The sequence below is a fragment of the Shewanella salipaludis genome, assembly GCF_012911865.1.
Taxonomy (GTDB): domain Bacteria; phylum Pseudomonadota; class Gammaproteobacteria; order Enterobacterales; family Shewanellaceae; genus Shewanella; species Shewanella salipaludis.
The window spans coordinates 156,557-177,195 of record NZ_JAAXYH010000005.1; the positions used below are offsets into that span (position 1 = coordinate 156,557).

Here is a 20,639-nt window from a genome sequence, read left to right on the forward strand (position 1 = left end):
TTGGGCCTGGTTCCAAGGCGCGGGCTTAATGTCATCTAAGTGTCATCATCCGCCATTAGACTGTTCTTGATTAAGTGGCTGAATCTTAGTGAAGAATGTCCATAAAAATTTTGTACATTTTTACTCACAGAGTTATGCACAAAGACGGATTATGCTCTATAGTCCAAAGTTCCCGTAGATGGTTTTAGCCTCTTGGAAGCATGCGGGTTCAACTCTCGGTTGGTTTGTTCCTGGCTTTTCGTCCGGACAGCGGCAGGGACGTTTTACCCCCATAGGGTTTTGCTTGGCCCATTGGCTGGCCCCTATGCCGACATGCCAGCCTGAGCTGGAACCGGCTCATCGAGCCATGTTGTCTGATTGACCTTGTTAGCGCCTGTTCAATCGAGAGTCAGCCCCGGACGGTCAGTGGTCAAGACTGTCCGGGGAGATACTGAACCCTTACCATCCCCACTCTCCCCCTAGTTTGTTACCCCTTCTCATGGTCTGAGGCATGGCCTGGGTTATTTTAGCCGTATTTCCTGGATGCCGGTTGGCCCGGGAGCATGGCAACTGCTAGAGTCATTAGGTGTTTTGCTGCCTTGAATCAACCCGCCGGATCATGGGCGTCGAGCCCTGCTGCCGCTAGGTTGCCCCTGGAATGGAGTGGCTCAGATGAAGAAATTCCTGCTCGTTGCGGCGCTCATCCTGGCCGGGGCCATGGCTTATTGGTTCCACCAGGCATCTACCCCCCGGCTCGTTAAGGCCAATGCCGTGCTGGAGTGGGTGCCGGCGGACACTCTGGTGTTTTCGGGCCTCTTGAACCCCTTTCCCCTCAAGCTGTATCTGCAAACCGTGGCGGACAATTACCCTGGGGGAGTAGCGCATGGGCGGCTTCAAGCCCAGGCGGACGAGCCCATGGCGGCTTTCCTGCTCAGCATTTTCGATACTTACCTGCGGGGGCTCAAGGATCCCGCAGCCCTGCTGGCGAGGTTCGGCCTGGCGGATACCCTTAAGGCCTATGTCTATACCCTGGGCGCCTCACCCGTCATCAAGCTCGAACTGGCCCGGCCGGAAGCCTTCTGGGCCCTGTTGGATCAGGCCGAGCGCGACACGGGCGTGACTCATACCCAAGGTCAGTTGGTCGGGATCGGCTATCGCAGCTACCTATTGGCGGACGGCGCCGGGACTGGGCCCTTGTCCCTGGTATTCGCCGAATACCAGGGCATGCTGACCATCACAGTACTGCCTCTGTCCAGGGACACAGAATTGTTGGAGACGGCGCTGGGGTTGAAGCGGCCGGTCGAGTCGCTGGCGTCTTCCGGCATGCTGGAGGAGATCATCGACACCCATGGCTTCAGCGGCGACAGTGTGAGCTTCATCAATCATGTGGCGCTCGCCAAGGCCCTGACCTCAGAGGATGCCGATCCGTTGGCCAGGCAGCTCAGCCGCCGTATCTATGGCCTGCTGTCCGCCGGCGTGGGCGAGCTGCAGACGCCCGAGTGTCGGCGAGAGTTGATGACCCTGGCCAGCCATTGGCCGCGCACCCTCATAGGGCTCAATGAGATGCGCATAGATGAGCAACACAGCCATATAGAGGCGACCATGGTGATCGAGAGCCGGAACCGGATCATCCTGACGGCATTGCAGCGACTGCGGGGCTTCATTCCCGCCTATGTGGGCGAGGCCAGTCTCTTCGGCATGGGGCTGGGGATAGATGTCGATGAGTTTCCCCCGGCCGTGAAGGCGATTTGGTCCGAGTTACAAACGCCAGCCTATCAATGTGCGCCCCTGGCCCGCTTGCAGGCCGGATTGAGCGCCCGGGACCCTGTCATCCTGGGGATGTTCACTGGCCTGGCCGAGAGCGTCAAGGGAGTGAGTCTGGCATTGCTGGATTACCGCCTGGATGAGCAGCAAGCCGAGCCTGTGATAACGGCTATCGACGGCTTGCTGAGCCTGGCGGCCGATAAGCCGACCGCCTTGTTCGATACGGTTAAAATCTTCGTGCCCGGATTGGCTGAGATGCAACTGGTCGACGGCGCCGAGGCGATCGATCTCTCGACCCGCTTGAGGTTGCCGGCGAGATTCGGGATTAAACCTATGTTGGCGCTCAGGGGGCAACACTTGGTCATCTACGTCGGGGATAGGGCCAAGGTGCTGGCCGATAGCCTGGCCGAGGTACCGGTCGCTGCCAATGGCTTGTTCAGCATACTGGCAGATTACCCCAGGTTATTCGGTCCATTGTTGACCCTGGCCGAGATGGCTGTCGAGCCTTTACCCGAGGAGTTTGCCGTGCTGCAAGGTTACAAGATGCGTCAGCAGATACACCTGGATGTGAATGACAAGGGCGTAGTCCTGACCTCCGTGGTGGACAGCGAGGCGCGGGCCCGCGACTAGGCCTCAGTGCTGCGCCGTTTGCAACGGCTGCGGCTCAGCCCCTGGAGCCTGTGTCTCCGTCTGTGCCTCAGTCTGCAAGAGGGCCAGCCTATGGCGCAGGTCATCCGGCTGGGGTGAGAGGAGTTCCTGCAACCTGTGCCATTCGAGTGGCTCTCCCCCAGTAAGCTCGATATCCGGCAGAGTCCCTACTCCTGACAGGAGCTGCCCCTCGCTGGTGTAGGCCAGGGAGGCGCTCACGCCTATCCGCAGTCCGGAATTGGGCAGGGTGAAATAATATTTGCGCCCCAGATCGCCGACGGTCCGCTCGCCAATCAGGGTGACCCTGGACCAGGACTTGGCGCTGTGGGCTATCCATTCGCATTCCTGGCGGCAGTCTGGGCCTATGAGCAGTGCCAGGCGGTTGTTGGCGGGGAATGCGCCGCTTGGGGAAGATACAGACGGATAGGGACGCACATAGAAGGGGCTGAATGCCTGTTGCCCCGGCATAGGCATGAGCATAGGCCGGGGCTGGGTTGTGGCTAGTGAATCTGTGGCAGCTGTCTGCCGGGGTTGGCGGCTCGATTCCTCCAGAGGAATGAAGTTGAGGGGGCCGAGGTAATCGTTGCGAAGCCCTGGGGCCCGCCGGTAGTTGGCGAACCCCAGGGGCCGCTTGGCCTTTGGGCCATCGTCGTAGCCGGTCAGCAGCTGCAGCAGTTCAGGGTGGGTGCCATGGGCGTGGCGCAGGTCGAGCAGCAACAGTGGCCGTTGCAGGCCGGCGGCCAAAGTGGCTTGCAGTATCGGATTTATGGCCAGCTCATCCAGGTTCGTGATGGATATCCTCATGGCCTGACGGGCCAGTTCGGGCTCGGCGCCCATGTCTGTCTCCAGCTGGCTGGGTCGCGTTGGGGATTGCAGTTCGGGTTCCGAGACCCATTGCCGCAACTCGGAGGCCGCTAGGCCATGCTCGGTTAACCCTGGTACCTCAGACTCGGTTAAGCCAGGCTCGGGCGCGAGAGTTTGGCGTGACAGGGCAAGGATCAATTGGCGTTGTTGTTGGTCATCATTGCTCAGGGTCAGGGTGACTTCGGGTCTCTGTCTTAGGCCTATGTCTTGCCTGAGCAGCCCGAGTCGCTCCAGCCAGAAGGCTTGCATGCCGGCATGTTGTTGCATCTGCGTTGGCAGATATGCCTGGCTCGCCTGCAGCCACCTGCTCAGGGGGATACCATCTATATGGCTGATGAAGGGGTAATCCGGGTCCAGCGGTCGCTGGGCCAGGGTCAGTGCCAGCCAGCGGTCCCTGTAAGGCCGCAGTGTGACGGGCAGACGGGCTGCGCCTGTAGGGAAGGGGGCGACACTGGCGCCGGGATCGCCCAGGGTGCTCAACAGCTTGGTGATTTCTGCGGCCAGGCGGTCGCCGGTTATGCTGATGGGATAGCGCTCGGCGAGCCTATGGGCGGCCTGGTTGAGCGCCGCCTGGCGGCGCTGGGGTTCCAGAGCGAAGAAGGCGGAATTTTCGGTTAGTCGTTCGAGCAGCACATAGAGATCCTGGCGCAGGGCTTGACCTTCTATCCGCTGGGCCGGGAGTCTGGCGGGCAGACTGAAGAGGCTTAGCCTGAGCAAGCAGCAGCCGAGTAACAGGCAAAACACACCTACTATGGTGCGGTATCCGTATGGCATATCACTCCTTGATATGAGTCCTGAGTGGTGACAGAGGCCGCTGTCCTGTTATCCCCGCCGCTCACCGGCTAGAGAATATCGTTGAGAGACACGCCTATGCCAATACGTTGAGTATGTACATTATAGTCAATCAAACTCTCGCCATAGCCATTGAAGTACTGAGTGTAGAGTCTCAGGTTACCTATGAGGGGATAACTCCAGGTGAATTCCATGGCACCGTGATTATCTTTTTGCAGGTTATTGCGCAGGGTCAGGGAGAACCTGTGGTCATCCAGGCCATAGACGCCTATGAGTTCGACGTTTCCCAGGTAATCTTCTATGTCCGGGTTGTCGTCGCCGCGGGCCTTGTTGGGATCGGTTTTCTCCTCTTCGGGAATTCGCCACCAGACTTTGGCCGCCAGGGCGAAGGGGCCCTCATCGAAGATCATGGTGCCATAGAGGCGGTTCCAGCTGCGTGACAGGTTTCCCGAGCGGCCGTTGGATTGGTGCACGGCACCAAAGCCCCAGAAGGAATTGGTGAGTCCGCCTAACTGCCAATCGTTGTTGAACAGGATGAAGGCTTCGGGCTCATGATTGGTTTCCCTGAAGGGCGAAGAGGCGTCCTGGTTGTAGACCTGCCAGTAAGATTGATTGGTGTAGGCGAAGAAGAGATGCCCATTGTCGCCAAAGAGGTTATACACCAGGGGAAACTTAAAACTTATCTGAAACTTGGCCTCGAAATCCGTCAGGCTATAGTCTTGGCCGGTCGAAATGTCTTCGAAGGGAGCGACATTGGGGGAGGGGTTATAGGTCACGGGCAGCAGGTAGTTGACCTTGTGCGGGGTGATCACGAAGGGACGCTCCGAAGTCGCCAGTTCATCTTTGACCCTGCGGTCGACCAAAGAGTCATCGGCATGCAGGGGCAGGATGGGCAGCCAAGCCAGGCAGAACGACATGAGTTTTCGTGGCAGAGGTGTCGACATAGAGTTATCCCTGATAATGATGACGGTCCGATATTTATGGCAGCGAGGTTGCGGCAGAGATTATGCCTGTACCGGGAAAGCCTGCCGATGGAAAGATATTCGAGTCTATCACCGTGACCGGCATTTCTACAGTTTCAGTCTGTCGCGACGGAAAACCGCGGCGATTGCATGGGTCCGCCCATGGTTTGTGGTCACAGACGCTGAACCAAGTAGAATTTTTTGCCATAACTTAGTACCGGAAGCTAGCTGTTCAGGTGGCCGGTCAAGATTTTATTCCCGCATTGATTTAATTATCCTATTGTTATGTAATGGATAATTAAATTCATGTGCTCATGGCAAGCCTGCAGAAACCGCGTCTTTGCCAGTCCCGGATGTAAAATGCGCCATTTATAACTAATGGTTATAAAAACTAATTATTATCTATTTATTGTGGAATATAAGAAGGGCTATATTTCATCTCAGTAGAAGCGAGTGGGGAATGGCGATGGAATTAGTGTCTTTACCTGGCCAAGGGGCCAAGGGCAAGGTTTGGCTTGTGGGTGCCGGCCCGGGCGATGTGGATCTCTTGACCATGAAAGCCTGGCGGGTGCTCAAGAGTGCCGATGTCGTGCTCTATGATGCCCTGGTCAGCCAGGAGATACTGGCGCTCATCCCCAATGATGCCGAAAAAATTGCCGTAGGTAAACGCGCCGGCAAACACAGTGCGGGTCAGGATGAGATCAACCAGCTGCTGGTGACCAAGGCCTATACCCGCAACAAGGTGGTGCGCCTCAAGGGGGGCGATCCCTTCATCTTCGGTCGTGGCGGTGAAGAGTTGCAGACCCTGGTCGCTGCCGGCGTCGAGTTTGAAGTCATTCCCGGGATCACCGCCGCCAGCGGCACCTCGGCCTACGCCGGCATTCCACTCACCCACAGAGATCATGCCCAGGGGGTGACGTTCATCACAGGCCATTGCCAGCTGCAGAGCCGCCCCATGGACTGGCAGGGGTATGCCAATCCCCATAACACCTTGGTGGTCTACATGGGCATACTCAACGCCGGCATCATACGTCAGGGGTTGATGGATGCTGGCCGGGATGGCGCGACGCCTGTGGCCATTGTCTCCAAGGCGACCACGGCGGAACAGCGTTGTTTCGTCGGCAGTCTGGAGCAGCTGGAGCAACTGGCGGCAGACCCCGAGCTGCAAATGCCGGCGTTGATGATCATAGGTGACGTCGTTTCGCTGGCCGGCAGCCTCAACTGGTTCCAGCCCCAGGTGACAGCGAAGACGCAAGCGGCCAGTCAGGCAAACACATGAATCCTGCTGTTAACAGCACAATTTAGTTAATCGGAGAAGAGTATGGCAGGGCGAACATTAAGCCATTTACAACAACTGGAAGCGGAAAGTATCCAGATCATTCGTGAAGTCGCAGCCGAATTTGACAATCCTGTGATGCTGTATTCCATAGGCAAAGACTCTTCTGTGATGCTGCACCTGGCGCGCAAGGCCTTCTATCCGGGCAAGATCCCTTTCCCGCTATTGCACGTGGATACCGGCTGGAAATTCAAAGAGATGATAGCCTTCCGTGATCAACAGGCGCAGAAATTCGGCTTCGAGTTGCTGACCCATATCAATCCCGAGGGATTGGCACAGGGGATCAACCCGTTCGAGCATGGCAGTGCCAAGCATACGGACATAATGAAGACCCAAGGCCTGAAGCAGGCGCTGGAGCAGTACGGTTTCGACGCCGCCTTCGGTGGCGCCCGGCGTGACGAGGAAAAGTCCCGCGCCAAGGAACGTGTCTACTCTTTTCGCGATAAGCACCACAGATGGGATCCCAAGAATCAGCGGCCCGAGCTGTGGCGCACCTATAATGGCGCGGTCAACAAGGGCGAGAGCATCAGGGTATTCCCGCTGTCAAACTGGACCGAGCTGGATATCTGGCAATATATCTATCAGGAAAGCATCGAGCTGGTGCCGCTGTATTTCGCCGCCGAGCGCCCCGTGGTCGAGCGCGATGGCATGATGATCCTGGCCGATGACGAGCGCATGCCGCTCAATGAGGGCGAACAGATCAAACTGGCACAGGTGCGTTTTCGGACCCTGGGCTGCTATCCGCTGACCGCCGCCATGCATTCCGAGGCGGATAATCTGGAGAAGATCATCGAAGAGATGCTGCTGACACGTTCGAGTGAACGTCAGGGGCGGTTGATCGATTCGGATCAGAGTGCGTCGATGGAGCAGAAAAAACGTCAGGGCTACTTCTAATTTCGGCAGCCCTTCTTGAGACGAGCGGATAGAGTGAGAAAGAATATGGATCAAGCAGTAAATAAAACCACCCGCATGGCGGCCGATATCGAGCTGCATGGCGTGAAAGAATACCTGGCGCTGCAACAGCATAAGGGGCTGTTGCGTTTCCTGACCTGCGGCAGCGTCGATGACGGCAAGAGCACCCTCATAGGACGTCTGCTGCACGACAGCGCGCAGATCTATGAAGATCAACTGGCGAGCCTGAAGAGCGACAGCGCCAAGATGGGCACCACGGGCGAGGCCATAGATCTGGCGTTGCTGGTGGATGGCCTGCAGGCCGAGCGCGAGCAGGGGATCACCATAGATGTCGCCTACCGCTATTTTTCCAGCGACAAGCGCAAGTTCATCATAGCCGACACTCCTGGCCACGAGCAGTACACCCGCAACATGGCCACGGGTGCCTCTACCTGTGACCTGGCGGTGATCTTGGTCGATGCCAGATACGGGGTGCAGACCCAGACCAAGCGCCATGCCTTCATCGCTTCCCTGCTGGGCATTCGTCACTTCATAGTGGCGGTCAACAAGATGGATCTGCTCGATTTCGACCAGTCGGTATTCAACAAGATCGAGGCCGAGTTTGCCGATTTCGTCAAAGATTTCGGTGAGCTGGACATACGCTATGTGCCGCTGTCGGCGCTCAACGGCGACAACGTGGTCGAGCGCAGCCGTCGTGCCGATTGGTATCAGGGCGGCACCCTGCTCGAATTGCTGGAAACCATAGACACCCAGCGCGAACTCAGCGCCCTGCCTGTGCGTTTCCCTGTGCAGTATGTGTCGCGCCCTAACCTGGATTTCCGGGGTTTTGCCGGCACCCTGGCAGCGGGGACCATCGCCGTCGGTGACGAATTGGTCGCCTTGCCTTCAGGCAAGCGCAGCAAGGTCGAGCGCATAGTCACCTTCGATGGTGACCTGGCCGAAGCCGTGGCGGGCCAGGCGATAACCCTCACCTTGGAAGACGAGATAGATATTTCCCGTGGCGATCTGTTGGCCAAGCCGGAGAATGTTCCCCAGGTGGCGAGCCTCCTGAGTGCCGATCTGGTGTGGATGGATGAGAAGCCATTGCAGCTGGGGCAACTGTACGATCTCAAGGTGGCGGGCAAGAAGACCCAGGCCAGCGTTACCTCAATCGAGTATCTGGTCGACGTCAATACCCTGGAACGCAGCCAGGCCGACAGCCTGGGACTCAATGCCATCGCCAGGGTCAAGCTGGAACTGACCGAGGCCATAGTGGTTGACCCCTACAGCCTGGTGCGTGATACGGGTGGCATGATCTTGATCGACAGATTGAGCAATGCCACGGTCGCCGCCGTGATGCTGGTCGCGGCCGAGGCAGCCCCAGCCGCCGAGAGCGCAGGCTTCAGTGCCTTCGAGTTGGAGTTCAACGCCTTGGTGCGTAAGCATTTCCCGCACTGGCAAGCGCGTGATATCAGCAAGCTGGGGGCTTGATTGGTGAGTGAGCTGTGGTTACTCGGCATCATTCTCAGCGGACTCATCTGCGGCCTGATCGCCGGCGTTGCCACTCCGGCGGCGCTGTTCGCCGGGGCGTCGCTGCTCACTTACCTCTTGGGTATGCAGGGGCTGGAAGCCGCGCTGGCAAGTTTCACCAATGCCAGCCTGGTGACTCTGGTGTTGTTGGTCCTGGCGACCACGGCACTGGAGAAGACCTCTCTGCTGGGGAAACTCAGTCAGGTCATAGGCAATGGTTCCCTGACCCTGACCATGGCCAAGCTGGGGTTCTCCACCGCCTTGTTGTCGTCATTTACCAACAATACCGCCGTGGTGGCCTCGCTGATAGGGGTGGTGCGGCGCAATCAATCCCATGCGCCGGCTAAGTTGCTGTTGCCCTTGTCCTATGCCGCCATCCTGGGGGGAACCCTGACCCTGATTGGCACTTCGACCAATCTGATCGTCAACTCCTTCGTCGAGAATGCCGGCCTCGAGCCCTTGGGCTTTTTCGAGTTCACTGCCGTAGGTGTGGTGATAGTGGTATCCGGCATCGCCTTGTTGGTGCTCCTGGCCAATGTGCTACCCGACAGGCGGGAAGATCAGGGGGAAGAGAGCCTGCCCTATCTGCTCGAGGCCCATGTGGCGGCGAATTCTGCCCTGGTGGGCCGCAGCGTCCAGGACAACAGATTGAGGGCCTTGAAGAAGCTGTATTTGGTCGAGCTGGAGCGCAGCGGCATACGCATCTGCCCTGTGCCGCCACAGCTGGTGCTGCAGGCGGGCGACATGTTGAGGTTCAGTGGCGCGGTAGAATCTGTGGAGCTTTTGCATCAATTCGAGGGCCTGGACTGGTTCGGCAAGCAACAGGCGCGCGGCCAGAACCTGGTCGAGGCGGTGCTGGCACCTTCGTCCATGCTGGTGGGCACCTCCCTCAAGGCGTCACGCTTTCGCGAGCAGTTCGATGCGGCTGTGATGGCGATCCGCCGGGGGCATCAGCCCCTCAAGGGCGGCCTGGGTGACATAGTGCTGCAGGCCGGCGACGTCTTGTTGTTGACCCCGGGGGATGGCTTCGCGGCCAATCCTAGACTGGTGACCGACTTTGCCGCCGTCAGTGGCTTGGACCTGAATGTGCGCCTGGACAGCCGGCGGGGTCTCTGGGTGTTGAGCGGTTTCGCCCTGACCATAGCGGCCAGCCTGACGGGGCTATTGCCGCTGACCAAGGGGCTGGTGTTGCTGCTGCTCAGTTATCTGGCCATAGGCGCCGTGACCCTGGCTGAGTTGAAGCGGCGCTTTCCGCTGGAGCTGGTGGTGGTGGTGGGCTCGGCCCTGAGCCTGGCCAATCTGATGCTGAACACGGGCCTGGCCACGAACCTGGCCGATACGTTACTCGGGGTGTTCGATGTTTATGGCGTCATGGGGGCATTCGTGGGGGTCTATTTCCTCACACTGCTGCTGACCGAGCTTATCACCAATAACGCCGCGGCGGCCCTGGCATTCCCCGTGGCCTATGCCGTTGCCCTGCATTACGGCGTCGATACCCGGCCCTTCATTTTGGCGGTGATCTTCGGTGCCAGTGCCAGTTTCATCTCACCCTATGGTTATCAGACTAATCTTATGGTGTATAACGCCGGCAATTATCAGTTCAGTGATTTTATGCGCTTGGGACTGCCGTTATCTTTGCTCTACTCGGCGGTAGTGCTGTTTTTGGTACCAATTCTGTTTCCGTTTTAGGGATTGGTCTGTTTGGAAATTATGGGATCCGCTGCCGTTTGGCAGGCGTATCGCTGCAGGTGTTGAGGAGTAGTTATGACTGATATCGTTTGGCACCAACATGCCATAGATCAAGCCGCCAGAGCCGGGCAAAAAGGCCAGAATCCGGTATTGCTCTGGTTTACCGGTCTGTCGGGAGCGGGAAAATCCACCCTGGCGGGGGCATTGGAGCACGCCTTATTCGCAGCGGGTTTTCATACCTATCTGCTCGATGGCGACAATGTGCGTCATGGTTTATGTCAGGATCTGGGCTTCAGCGCCGAGGATCGCGACGAGAATCTGCGCCGGGTGGGCGAGGTGGCCAAGCTGATGGTCGATGCCGGCCTGGTGGTCCTGTCCGCCTTCATCTCGCCGACCCGCGAGGAGCGCGACGGCATCCGGGCCAAGTTCCCCCATGGACAGTTTATCGAAGTGCATGTGTCGACCCCTATCCAGGTGTGTGAGGCGCGCGATCCCAAGGGCTTATATCTCAAGGCCAGGAGCGGCGAAATCAAGGATTTCACAGGGATCTCCGCCCCCTACGAGGCGCCATTGGCGGCCGAGCTGACCATAGACACAAGCAAAGGCGATCTGGCGACTCAGGTGCAGGCCTTGCTGGACTACTTAACCGCCATTCAGGTCATAGGTACCAAGACAGAGATTGTCGACAAGTTAACGGCATTGGCCTGATAGCCGCCGGGGGGCCCCTTGGGGCTCGCCCGGCAACTGTGTTTCACCGCTCCCTTCATCGAATCTTGCCTCATTCATCGTCCTGAATGGGCTCATCCACCTGGTTCACCTCCAGCCTAAGTTATTAATAGTATTGCATTCTGTATTCTTGTTGGTGTTTTTCGGCTGATTTCAGTGGCCGGGGGAAATAATTCACTCGTTGGCGTTGCTTTGGGGTTTAAGTTCGGATTACACTCGTCATCGAAACTAGAATGCAACCAAGTTGCAACATGTTCGCAACACCTTATGGATGAATAATAATAACACCCGAGGACAATTGAATGAGTAAGCAGAACAAGCTACACGCCTTAGCCATCGCCGCCGCGCTGTTCAGTACCAGCGCACTCGCCGACGGCATTCATGCCAGCTTGAGCATGAGTCAACAAGATTATCAGGCCAGTGACGATGTGATAGTCACAGTCACCCTGACCAACGAAGAGCATGTTCCGGTCAAGCTCCTCAAGTGGTATACCGCCGCCGATGGCGTCGAAGAAGCCCTGTTTAAGGTCACTGCCGACGGCGAGCCACGTCATTACCTGGGGGCCCATTACAAGCGTCCGGCACCTACCAAGAATGACTATGTGAAACTCAAGGCAGGTGAGAGTGTGTCCTACCAGGTCGAGCTCTCCTCCCTGTACGACATGTCGCAAAGCGCCAATTATGAGATCAGCTATGATGTCAGCTCCATGCAACTGTTTGCGCCCAATCCTGGACAGGCGAAGAAACTCGCTCGCCTTGGCATAGATGGCATCAAGTCAGACAGCGTGAGTTTTTACCTCGAAGGGCGTGAATTCAAGGGCGGCGCTGCCGCCAAAGGCAAGCCGGGCACGGGCGATGGCGGCACCACGGTAGACGGCGTCAGCTTCACGGGTCGCTGCAGTAACTCGGAACAGACGGCCATCTTAGCCGGCCTGGATGCGGCCAAGGCGATGGCGGCCAATGCCAAGGGCTATCTGCAAGGCACAAGCACGGCCAATCGCAGCCAATCCGTGCGCTACAATACCTGGTTCGGCAACTATGATGCCGGTCGCTGGGATGCAGTGACCAGCAACTTCGTCAATATCGACAGCACCTTGAATACTCAGCCACTGACCTTCGATTGTGGTTGCAGCAAGAGCTACTACGCCTACGTCTACCCGAACCAGCCTTACAAGATCTACATGTGTAATGCCTTCTGGAGCGCACCTACCACGGGCACAGACTCCAAGGGCGGTACCATCATTCATGAGACCAGCCATTTCGATGTGGTAGCAGGCACGGATGATATCGTCTATGGCCAGAGTGGCGCCAAGTCGCTGGCAATCAGCGATCCGTCTCAGGCGATTCAGAATGCCGACAGCCATGAATATTTTGCCGAAAATACCCCGAATCAAAACTAAGCTTTAAAGGGGAATGACCTTGTCAGAGGGCGGAGTCTATCCGCCCTTTTTTTATGTCTATATTCAGAGGAGCATGGCATGAATGCCATAGTGTCTGCGAGCTTAGCCATGCTGTTGGCGAGCATAGATCAGGTTGGAGCGGTTGAGATGGTAACGAACCAGGCCATAGAGTGTCGGCTGACACAAGTGCGGGACACGACCGAGGTGCAGTTCAGAGTGAGCAATGGCGGGCAGGATACCTGGCGGCTATTGAGCTGGCATACCCCCTTCGACGCCTGGTTCAGTGAGTTTATGCATATCAGCAGGGAGGGCAGAGCGCTGCGCTATCTTGGGGCATTGGCCAAGCGCGGCGCGCCGGCCGCGGAGGATTATCTGCTGCTGCCCCCTGGGGCCAGCTTGGTGGCCGACTTGGACCTGAGTCAGGCTTATCGGCTGGAACCCGGTAGCTACAAGGTCGAGCTGGCGCCTATTGTCTTAAGCTCTTACGCCGGGGATAGCCATGCGGCGACCCAGCAACTGAGCCTGGCGTGCGAGCCGCTGCTGCTCACGCTGCCGGAGGCTGGTGACCGCTAACCCCAGTCATGCAACCAGGCTTGCAACCAGGCCAGCAATCCCGGCCTCGGACAGGGGCACTCTTACGCCTCTATGTCTATCCCTACGTCTCTGTGTCTATCCCTACGCCTCTATCCCTACCCCTCTATGTCTATCTTGAAATCCTTGGCGAACAGCAGTTGTAGCGCCCTGGCATAGTCCTGATCCGGTTTGGGCTGCACCAGCTGAGCCAGCTCGTCACCGACTGGGGTGAAGCGATAATAACTCAGCAGCAGGTTGCCACTCTTGGGGCCGAGTCTCATCTGGGTGCCATGCAGCACCAGCCTGACGGGGCTCTTGCTGTCGAGCAGACCCGTTTCAAACTCGCTGCTGTGCAGGATCCCGGCATCCACCAGGGTGAGAATTGCCGAATAGGGTAGGCCAAACTGAGACAGACCCAGGTTGACCGAGCTCGACTTGCGAAAATATTGCCCCAGGCCGCCGGAGAGGCGATAACCGCTGATCAGCTTGAGTCTGGGCTCATTATTCACCCTGGCGGCCATGCCCAGGGTCTTCTCCAGCACCTGAGCCTCCCTGTGGGTGAGTTGTTTCAGGGTGGCCAGGGTCCGCAGGCTGAAATTCCCCGGGGTGACTATTTCACTGGCGAGGATCCTTGCCCACAAGTCTTGCATCTTGCGGTTGTGGATCTGCTCCGCCATCAGGAAAAATTGGTGACTCCAGTCGGGATCCAAATCGACCCCAGTGACATCCGAGGGAGTATGGTTCAGCGCCATGGCATAGATGGTTTCCAGGTTGAGCTGATACTGACAGGCGCGTTTCTTGTCCCTGTGGTCGGCGCGCTCCAGGATAGAGGCGTTGGCCGGCCGGTAATCCTGCTCGCTCGCCAGCCCAAGTTGTCGCCCCAACACCAGGGCCTTCTTACGGGCCGAAACGCCGGAAGGACTGTCGGCGCTCCTGTCTGCCTCACCCGCTTTGGCCAGATTGCTGTCATTCATGATGGCTCAATTCCTTGTGAAGCTATTCTGAATCCTGTCCGAGTCTGGCCCGGGCGTCGATCTCTGGGGCCCTGTCCGAGCGCCATTGCCAGAGGGCTTCCTTACCCTGTGCCGGTGCCCCGGGCACATTGAGCGCCAGCAACAAGGAGCAGACGGCGAAGCCGGCACCTATGTAGAATACCGCCGCCGGAGACGTCAGCCATAGCAGTCCAAGCAGCGCAGGGATGATCACCGCGGCGATATGATTGATGGTGAAACTGACCGACATGGTGGCGGCTATGTCCTGGCGGTCGGCGATCTTCTGGAAATAGGTCTTGATGGCGATCGCCATCGCAAACAATAGATGATCTACCACATACAGGGCGGCCGCGAGATGGGCTTGCTCAACCAAGGCGTAGCCGATAAACACCAGGATTAGGCCGGTATATTCCAGCGTCAGTGCCCTGCGCTCGCCGATGCGGCCTATGAACCTGCCTATGGCCGGCGCGAACAGCAAGTTGACCAGATAGTTGATCAGGAATAGGGCGGTGATCTCACTCACGCTGTAACCAAATTTTTCCACCATCATGAAGCCGGCGAACACCATGAAGATCTGTCGCCGTGCGCCGGAGAAGAAGGTCAGCAGATAATAGAGCCAGTAACGCCGGCGCAGTATGATCTTCTTATGCTGGATCTCTCCCACCTCGAAGCTGGGGTAGTAGACTCTCATGGTCACTACCATCAGCAGGCCCAAGGCGCCTATCAGGGCATACATCCACACATAATCCAGCTTGAGCCAACTCATGACCAACCAGATGCTGCCATAGCCCAGCAGGGCGGCGGCCGAGCGCCAGGCCAGCGCTTTGCCCATGAAGCCGGCTGTCTTGTCTTTATCGACCCACTGCAGGGTCAGCGACTGGTTGATGGTCTCGAAATAATGAAAGCCGACCGACATCAGGACCGTGGTGAGGTAGAGGCCCAGCACCTGGGGAAAGAAGCCTGTGATGGCGACGCCGACACAGAGCAATGCCAGCGAGAGCAAGGCGAAGCTCTGTTCGCGGATCAACAGCAAGGCGAAGATGGCGGTAAAGGCCAGGAAGCCGGGAACCTCCCGCAGGCTCTGTAATAGGCCTATCTCGGCGCCGGTGAATTGGGCGCGTTCTATGACGAAGTTATTCAACAGGGCTTGCCAGACGGCGAAGACCAGTGACATGACGAAGGTCATCCATAACAGCAGATGTTGGGGATTTTTTCTCATCTGAGATCCATGTTCAAGCGAATGTTTTGTGTAGTTTGCATGCTAATCGCTTTGGCTAACATAAGCCAGTGCCGTCAATTCCGCCGGCAATGGACCTGGCTGCCGAACCCTAAGGAGCCGCTCAGAGGCCGGCGTCCCTGAGTGCCTGCCAGGCTTCACACACCTCGCGAAACTTGGCCGCGTCGCCTTCGGGTCTGTCCGGATGCCACTTCAAGGCCAGGCGGCGCCATTGGCGACGGATCTCCCTGTCGGTTGCCGTCTCATCCAGTTCGAAGACGTTGAGTGCATGGCTCTGCTGCATCAGCCTGGGGTTGACGCCTATGTAGGATTGGTAGCGATTCCAGAAGGACTCCAGCATGGCGCGCACCGCATTGGCACAGGTGTCGTAGTTGTTCCAGTCGAGGTAATACTCCCGCAGCGAGGCATCCTGGGCGAGGATGAGATTCAGCTCTGCCGGCAGGAGACGGAAAATCTGGATTTCCATTGCCCGGACCTGCAGCCATTGCTTGGGCAGCAGCATCTCCTGTAATTCGAACAGGGCATTCATCAGCAGGAAGTTGCGCTTGAACAGATCTTTGTCCGGTTCGGCGTCCAGCCGGCTCAGCAGTCCCCTGGATTGTAACTCGGTCGCCAAGTGATGCACTTTCCAGCTCTGATGTGAGGCCTGTAATAGGCTGAGTAGGGGCCAGATCAGCGGATTATCGCTTTTGACTGCGGGACTGCATGAGATCTGTTCGGTGGCGAGCGTCGGTTTGGCGAGTAACATGGCGCTGAGTCGTCCTGATGTGGCGATAAAATCTACTATGCCATAGCCCCCCTGGATACAAAAGGGGATTCGAGTCGCATCCGGCTGGGGGGGCGAGTGGGCATCCCCGGTAGCCGGCTGGCGGCAGCCGTTTCGGGCCATGGCGCCTATGGGATCACCCTGCAAGTATAAGACATGGATTCCGTATTTCGTACTGGATTGATTTGCATTGATAAAGTGCTTATCAATATGTCACGCTTATGTAATAGTTGTGTTGCAAAATAAGACTCATTAGACCTCATACCAGATGGCGGCGCGTGAGCAGGTCGCCGGCAATGGGGCAATCAATAATAAAATTAAAGGAATAAGCATGAAGCGTTCGATTTCCAGACGTGATTTTTTGGCCATGTCGGCTAAGGGTGTTGGAGCCGCCGTGATTTCTTACGGCTTGATGGGGTGCAGCAGCGGTGATGATGACAGCCAGCTGCAGGCGCAATTCTTACACGGTATCGCCAGTGGCGATCCGGCCCAGGATGGGATCATCCTCTGGACCCGGGTGACTCCAGAGGCCGAAGGCGAAGTGAAAGTCGCCTGGCAGCTGGCTTTGGATGCCGACTTTACCCAGTTGGTGAATACGGGAGACACCCGCACCAATGCCGAGCGGGATTACACGGTCAAGGTCGATGCCATGGGGCTGGACTCTGGCACCGCCTATTACTACCGCTTCATGGTGGGAGACACCCAATCCGCCGTGGGTCGTTGTCGCACTCTGCCCCAGGGCGCCGTCAGTTCACTGAAGATAGCTGTGATGTCCTGCGCCAACTATCCTGCCGGTTACTTCAATGTTTATGCCTTGGCGGCCGAGCAGGAGGATCTCGATCTTGTGGTGCATCTGGGTGACTACATCTATGAATACGCCAGAGGAGAGTATGCCAGCGAACATGCCGCCGAATTGGGGCGCGAGGTATTGCCGGCCACTGAGCTGTTCAGCTTGAGCGACTATCGTACCCGTTACGGCCAGTATCATGGTGACGCCAGCCTGCAGAAATTGCACGCTAAGGTGCCTTTCATCACGGTCTGGGACGACCATGAGGTCGCCAACGATACCTGGCGCGATGGCGCCGAGAACCATAACGAGGGAGAAGGCGATTTCGATGCCCGCAAGGAAGCCGCCATGCAGGCCTACTTCGAATGGCTGCCTATCCGTCCCTGGCGTGAAGGGAACCATGAAGAGATTTACCGCAGCTTCAGTTATGGCGATCTGGTGGATCTGCACATGCTGGACACCCGGGTGTTGGCGCGGGATAAACAATTGCAATATGCCGACTATATGGACCCGGCCACCGGCGCCTTCGCCGGCGAGCAGTTCATGGCCGATGTGACCGACACCCAGAGAAGCATGTTGGGCCAGACCCAGCTGTTGTGGCTGCAGAGCAAGTTGCTGACCTCGAATGCCAAGTGGCAGGTGTTGGGGCAACAGATCTTGATGGGTAAGATGCTGTTGCCTGCGGCGATCGCGACCCAACAATTGAGCATTCCGCAATTTGCCCAGTTGGCGGCTTTGGCCAAGCTGGCGGCCAGGGCACAGGCGGGGGATCCCAGCCTGACTGCCGAAGAACTCATGTACCTAGAGGCCAACCAAGCCATGTTGACCCCGGAAGCGCTGGCCATGCTACGGCTGCCATCTATTCCCTATAACCTGGATGCCTGGGATGGTTACGCCTATGAGCGCGAAGTGATCCTGGCTACGGCCAAATCCAAGCAGCATAATCTGGTGGTGCTGGCCGGTGATACCCACAATGCCTGGGCGAGCGAGCTGAAGGACGTCGAGGGTGATAAGGTTGGGGTCGAGTTTGCCACCAGTTCAGTGTCGTCCCCCGGGCTGGAATACTACTTATCCCTGCCCGCCGAGCAGATCCCGGCGACCGAGGCGGCGATCGTCGAGCTGGTCGAGGATCTCAAGTATGCCAATCTGATGGACAGGGGCTTCATGACATTGAGCTTCAGCCATGAAGAGGTGCGTTGTGACTGGCATTATGTCGACAGCATCCTGACCCGGGACTTCGCAGAAAACAGTGCCAGAGGCTATAGCGCCAAGGCGGTTGCCGGTACCGTGGGCATAACTGCAGTCTAAGCCGCATGCTCAAGCCATAGCGACACCCGGGGCGACGCCTCCGGGTGTTTTTTATCTCGGCCAAGAAAAAGTGCCAGGACAAAGCCCTGCAATAACAGATGTTTTGCGATAGCTGCAGCATAACCCCTCATTTTGGTATAAAATTCGCTCCCAAACTCGGGCAGGGCGCCTATGGCCAATGGGTGTCACTCTGGCATCGGCTTTCGCCGCTGCATGCCGGGCCAAGAATCACATCAAATAAAATAAATAATCGCTACTGGCTAAGCCGTTGGCGGCATTCGGGCAAGCAGAGTCCGGGTAACAAGGATAAATACGGGGTCCCTATCATGTCAGATAAATATTTCATCACTGCCCAGCAGTTACTCGAAGATTCGTTTCGCCTGGCCGCCCAGGTCTATGAGAGCGGGTTTCGGCCGCAATTCATTGTGGGTATCTGGCGTGGCGGTGCCCCTATAGGTATCGCAGTGCAGGAATATTTTGATTTCAAACAGGTGGAGACGGATCATATTGCCGTGCGCACCTCGTCCTATTACGGCATAGGCACGGATAAACAGAACAAGAAGATCAAGGTGCATGGCCTGCATTACATAGTGGAAAATGCCAACGCGAGCGATGGCTTGTTGATCGTCGATGACGTGTTCGATTCGGGTCGCAGCATCTATGCCCTCAAAGACAAGTTGAGCCAGCTGATGCGCCTGAATATGCCGACGGATATACGTATCGCCTGTCCCTATTACAAGCCAAAGAATACGGCCGTGCCGCTAAAACCTGACTACTTCATTCACTCTTCGGAAGATTGGTTGGTCTTCCCCCATGAAGTGTCGGGCCTGAGCCCAGAGGAAATAGCCGAAGGCAAGGGCGATCTGAAAAATATCCAAGACTTGTTTCTTTAATGTCGCCCCGAGCCCAACTCAGTCTTGGGTCGGCGAACTGAAAAAGCCGTCGGGTCAATCATGCCGACCCGGCTGCTTTTTTGCATTCAGTTTCTCGTCGGCTTACAGCCCCATGCAGTTGGCGTAATAAGTCACAGTCGCTGGCCAGTCCGAGAACACCCCCAGCACCCCTATGTCTTTTGCCAGCACGTCCAGTAACTCCAGGGCATCGCCCTCGTTATCTATCGCCTCCGTGACCCCCTGATAATACCAACCGCCGCCGTCCTTGAGCAGGCCGGAACGCTCCAGTGACCAGGCGATGATGTCCAGCCCGGCGGCCTTGGCCGCGAGCGCATACTCAGAGGGCATGAGCTTGTTGTTGGCATCCAGGGCCACCAAGACCCACAGCGGCGGAGCTATGATCTCGACCCCCTGGGTCTTGAGTTCCGCCATGCCGGGCGTCCAGGTCGTGGCATCCTGAGGGTTGAAACTCGTGTCGAAATCATACCTGTCGTCCAGGAATACCGCCTGCTTGGCAAATTCCGGGGCATTGGCGATCCAGTACTTCACATCCTCCAGGCTGAACGACTGAGGATAAACCTGGCCGGGATCGACGCCGGCGGCGCTGTATTCATCCAGCATCTTCTGGGCATAGTCTTGCTGACTCATGCCGTCGAAGGGCATGGGCACGCTTGGCGCCTTCAGCTCGGGCGTCATCTTCACCCCGGCCGCCTTAAAGAGTGCAATGCTTTCGGCGTGGGTCATGAGTGTGCCATTGCCGGCGTAGAGATCCGTGCGCCAGCCCGGGGTGCCCGCCATATAGGCCTCGACCGTGGTGGCCTCGGGATTGGCACCGTCCATCTTGCCTTTGAGTGTCTTGAATTCGGCCAGGCTGATATCCGAGGTGCAACAGGTGGCCGAGGCGCTGATGCCGTTGGCCGGATCGGCAGGACTGAATCCCTGGCTGCATTTGTTGGCCAGTTCCGGAATAGCGAGGATATTGGTGGTGGTCGCCAGATCGCACTGGGAGTGACGGCATACCAGCTGTTTGTCGGCGGTGAAGGTGACATCACATTCCACTATGCCGGCGCCCGAGTCGATCGCCGCCTGATAGGATTCTTTGGTGTGCTCGGGAAATTGCAGCGCCGCACCGCGATGCCCTATGGCAAAGTCTGTGCGGTAGAAGCTGTTATTCCGGCATTGGCTCAACGTATCTTTTAGCTCACCCGCCGGCAGCTGATCGACCAGAAATAGGGGTCTGGGTCCCGGGTGTGCCATGACCTTGGCAACCTCTTGTGCCGGCGGTATCTCTGCCTGTGGATCATCTGTCCCCTGTGCCTTGTCACTGTTGCAGGCGCTGAGCAGCATGCCACAAGAGAGGAGCAGCCATAATGGGCTCGGTTTGAGCGCTTGGGTTCTGAGTGTCGGGAGATTGAGTGTCGGGGGATTGAGGGGTATCTGTGTCATCTGGGTGTCATCCTTTGGGTTTCTTGGTGAGCATCCTCGAGCCTGAGTGTGGCGTT

Annotated in this window: 16 protein-coding genes; 10 read left to right on the forward strand and 6 right to left on the reverse strand. The window is 57.5% G+C overall.

Annotation, left to right across the window (positions count from 1 at the left end):
• Nucleotides 1-651 precede the first annotated feature (651 nt).
• On the forward strand, nt 652-2,373 hold the full coding sequence (locus tag HC757_RS09425; protein ID WP_169564094.1) for a hypothetical protein: 1,722 nt from the start codon (nt 652-654) through the stop codon (nt 2,371-2,373).
• Nucleotides 2,374-2,376: 3 nt separating this feature from the next.
• Here HC757_RS09425 and HC757_RS09430 read toward each other — a convergent pair whose 3' ends face one another.
• Nucleotides 2,377-4,029, reverse strand: coding sequence for a S41 family peptidase (locus tag HC757_RS09430; protein ID WP_169564095.1), 1,653 nt, complete (start codon nt 4,027-4,029; stop codon nt 2,377-2,379).
• A 68-nt stretch (nt 4,030-4,097) separates the two neighbouring features.
• Nucleotides 4,098-4,964 (reverse strand): phospholipase A, encoded by an 867-nt coding sequence (locus HC757_RS09435; protein ID WP_169564165.1) that lies wholly within the window; start codon nt 4,962-4,964, stop codon nt 4,098-4,100.
• Nucleotides 4,965-5,475: 511 nt separating this feature from the next.
• Between HC757_RS09435 and cobA the strand changes: the two genes are divergently transcribed.
• The 7 genes from cobA (at nt 5,476) to HC757_RS09470 (ending at nt 13,154) form a co-directional block, all read left to right on the forward strand.
• Nucleotides 5,476-6,288 (forward strand): uroporphyrinogen-III C-methyltransferase, encoded by an 813-nt coding sequence (cobA, locus tag HC757_RS09440; protein ID WP_169564096.1) that lies wholly within the window; start codon nt 5,476-5,478, stop codon nt 6,286-6,288.
• A 42-nt stretch (nt 6,289-6,330) separates the two neighbouring features.
• Nucleotides 6,331-7,239, forward strand: a complete 909-nt coding sequence (gene cysD, locus HC757_RS09445; RefSeq protein WP_169564097.1) for a sulfate adenylyltransferase subunit CysD — start codon at nt 6,331-6,333, stop codon at nt 7,237-7,239.
• Nucleotides 7,240-7,284: 45 nt separating this feature from the next.
• Nucleotides 7,285-8,727: a sulfate adenylyltransferase subunit CysN gene (gene cysN, locus HC757_RS09450; RefSeq protein ID WP_169564098.1), complete on the forward strand. Its 1,443-nt coding sequence runs from the start codon at nt 7,285-7,287 to the stop codon at nt 8,725-8,727.
• A gap of 3 nt (nt 8,728-8,730) precedes the next feature.
• Nucleotides 8,731-10,455 carry an SLC13 family permease gene (locus HC757_RS09455; RefSeq protein WP_169564099.1) on the forward strand — a complete coding sequence of 575 codons (1,725 nt, stop codon included), beginning with the start codon at nt 8,731-8,733 and terminating at the stop codon, nt 10,453-10,455.
• Between the two features lie 75 nt (nt 10,456-10,530).
• Nucleotides 10,531-11,163, forward strand: coding sequence for an adenylyl-sulfate kinase (gene cysC, locus HC757_RS09460; protein WP_169564100.1), 633 nt, complete (start codon nt 10,531-10,533; stop codon nt 11,161-11,163).
• Nucleotides 11,164-11,483: 320 nt separating this feature from the next.
• Complete coding sequence (locus HC757_RS09465) at nt 11,484-12,581, forward strand: M35 family metalloendopeptidase (RefSeq protein WP_169564101.1); 1,098 nt, start codon at nt 11,484-11,486, stop codon at nt 12,579-12,581.
• Between the two features lie 78 nt (nt 12,582-12,659).
• Entirely contained in the window at nt 12,660-13,154 is a 495-nt protein-coding gene (locus HC757_RS09470) for a hypothetical protein (protein WP_169564102.1), read from the forward strand.
• Between the two features lie 116 nt (nt 13,155-13,270).
• Here the strand turns inward: HC757_RS09470 and HC757_RS09475 are convergent, their stop codons facing one another.
• The 3 genes from HC757_RS09475 to HC757_RS09485 form a co-directional block, all read right to left on the reverse strand.
• Nucleotides 13,271-14,128 carry a TIGR03899 family protein gene (locus HC757_RS09475; RefSeq protein ID WP_169564103.1) on the reverse strand — a complete coding sequence of 286 codons (858 nt, stop codon included), beginning with the start codon at nt 14,126-14,128 and terminating at the stop codon, nt 13,271-13,273.
• A gap of 22 nt (nt 14,129-14,150) precedes the next feature.
• Nucleotides 14,151-15,365: an MFS transporter gene (locus HC757_RS09480; protein WP_169564104.1), complete on the reverse strand. Its 1,215-nt coding sequence runs from the start codon at nt 15,363-15,365 to the stop codon at nt 14,151-14,153.
• Nucleotides 15,366-15,486: 121 nt separating this feature from the next.
• The gene (locus tag HC757_RS09485; RefSeq protein ID WP_169564166.1) at nt 15,487-16,131 is read right to left on the reverse strand and encodes a DNA-J related domain-containing protein; all 645 of its coding nucleotides are present in this window, start codon (nt 16,129-16,131) and stop codon (nt 15,487-15,489) included.
• Between the two features lie 349 nt (nt 16,132-16,480).
• Here HC757_RS09485 and HC757_RS09490 point away from each other — a divergent pair, with 349 nt between their 5' ends.
• Nucleotides 16,481-18,244, forward strand: coding sequence for an alkaline phosphatase D family protein (locus HC757_RS09490; RefSeq protein ID WP_169564105.1), 1,764 nt, complete (start codon nt 16,481-16,483; stop codon nt 18,242-18,244).
• Nucleotides 18,245-18,570: 326 nt separating this feature from the next.
• The gene (locus HC757_RS09495; RefSeq protein WP_169564106.1) at nt 18,571-19,137 is read left to right on the forward strand and encodes a phosphoribosyltransferase; all 567 of its coding nucleotides are present in this window, start codon (nt 18,571-18,573) and stop codon (nt 19,135-19,137) included.
• 102 nt (nt 19,138-19,239) lie between these two features.
• On the opposite strand, the gene HC757_RS09500 is transcribed toward HC757_RS09495, so the two are convergent.
• The gene (locus HC757_RS09500) at nt 19,240-20,484 is read right to left on the reverse strand and encodes a glycerophosphodiester phosphodiesterase family protein (RefSeq protein ID WP_244623409.1); all 1,245 of its coding nucleotides are present in this window, start codon (nt 20,482-20,484) and stop codon (nt 19,240-19,242) included.
• Nucleotides 20,485-20,639: the final 155 nt, after the last annotated feature.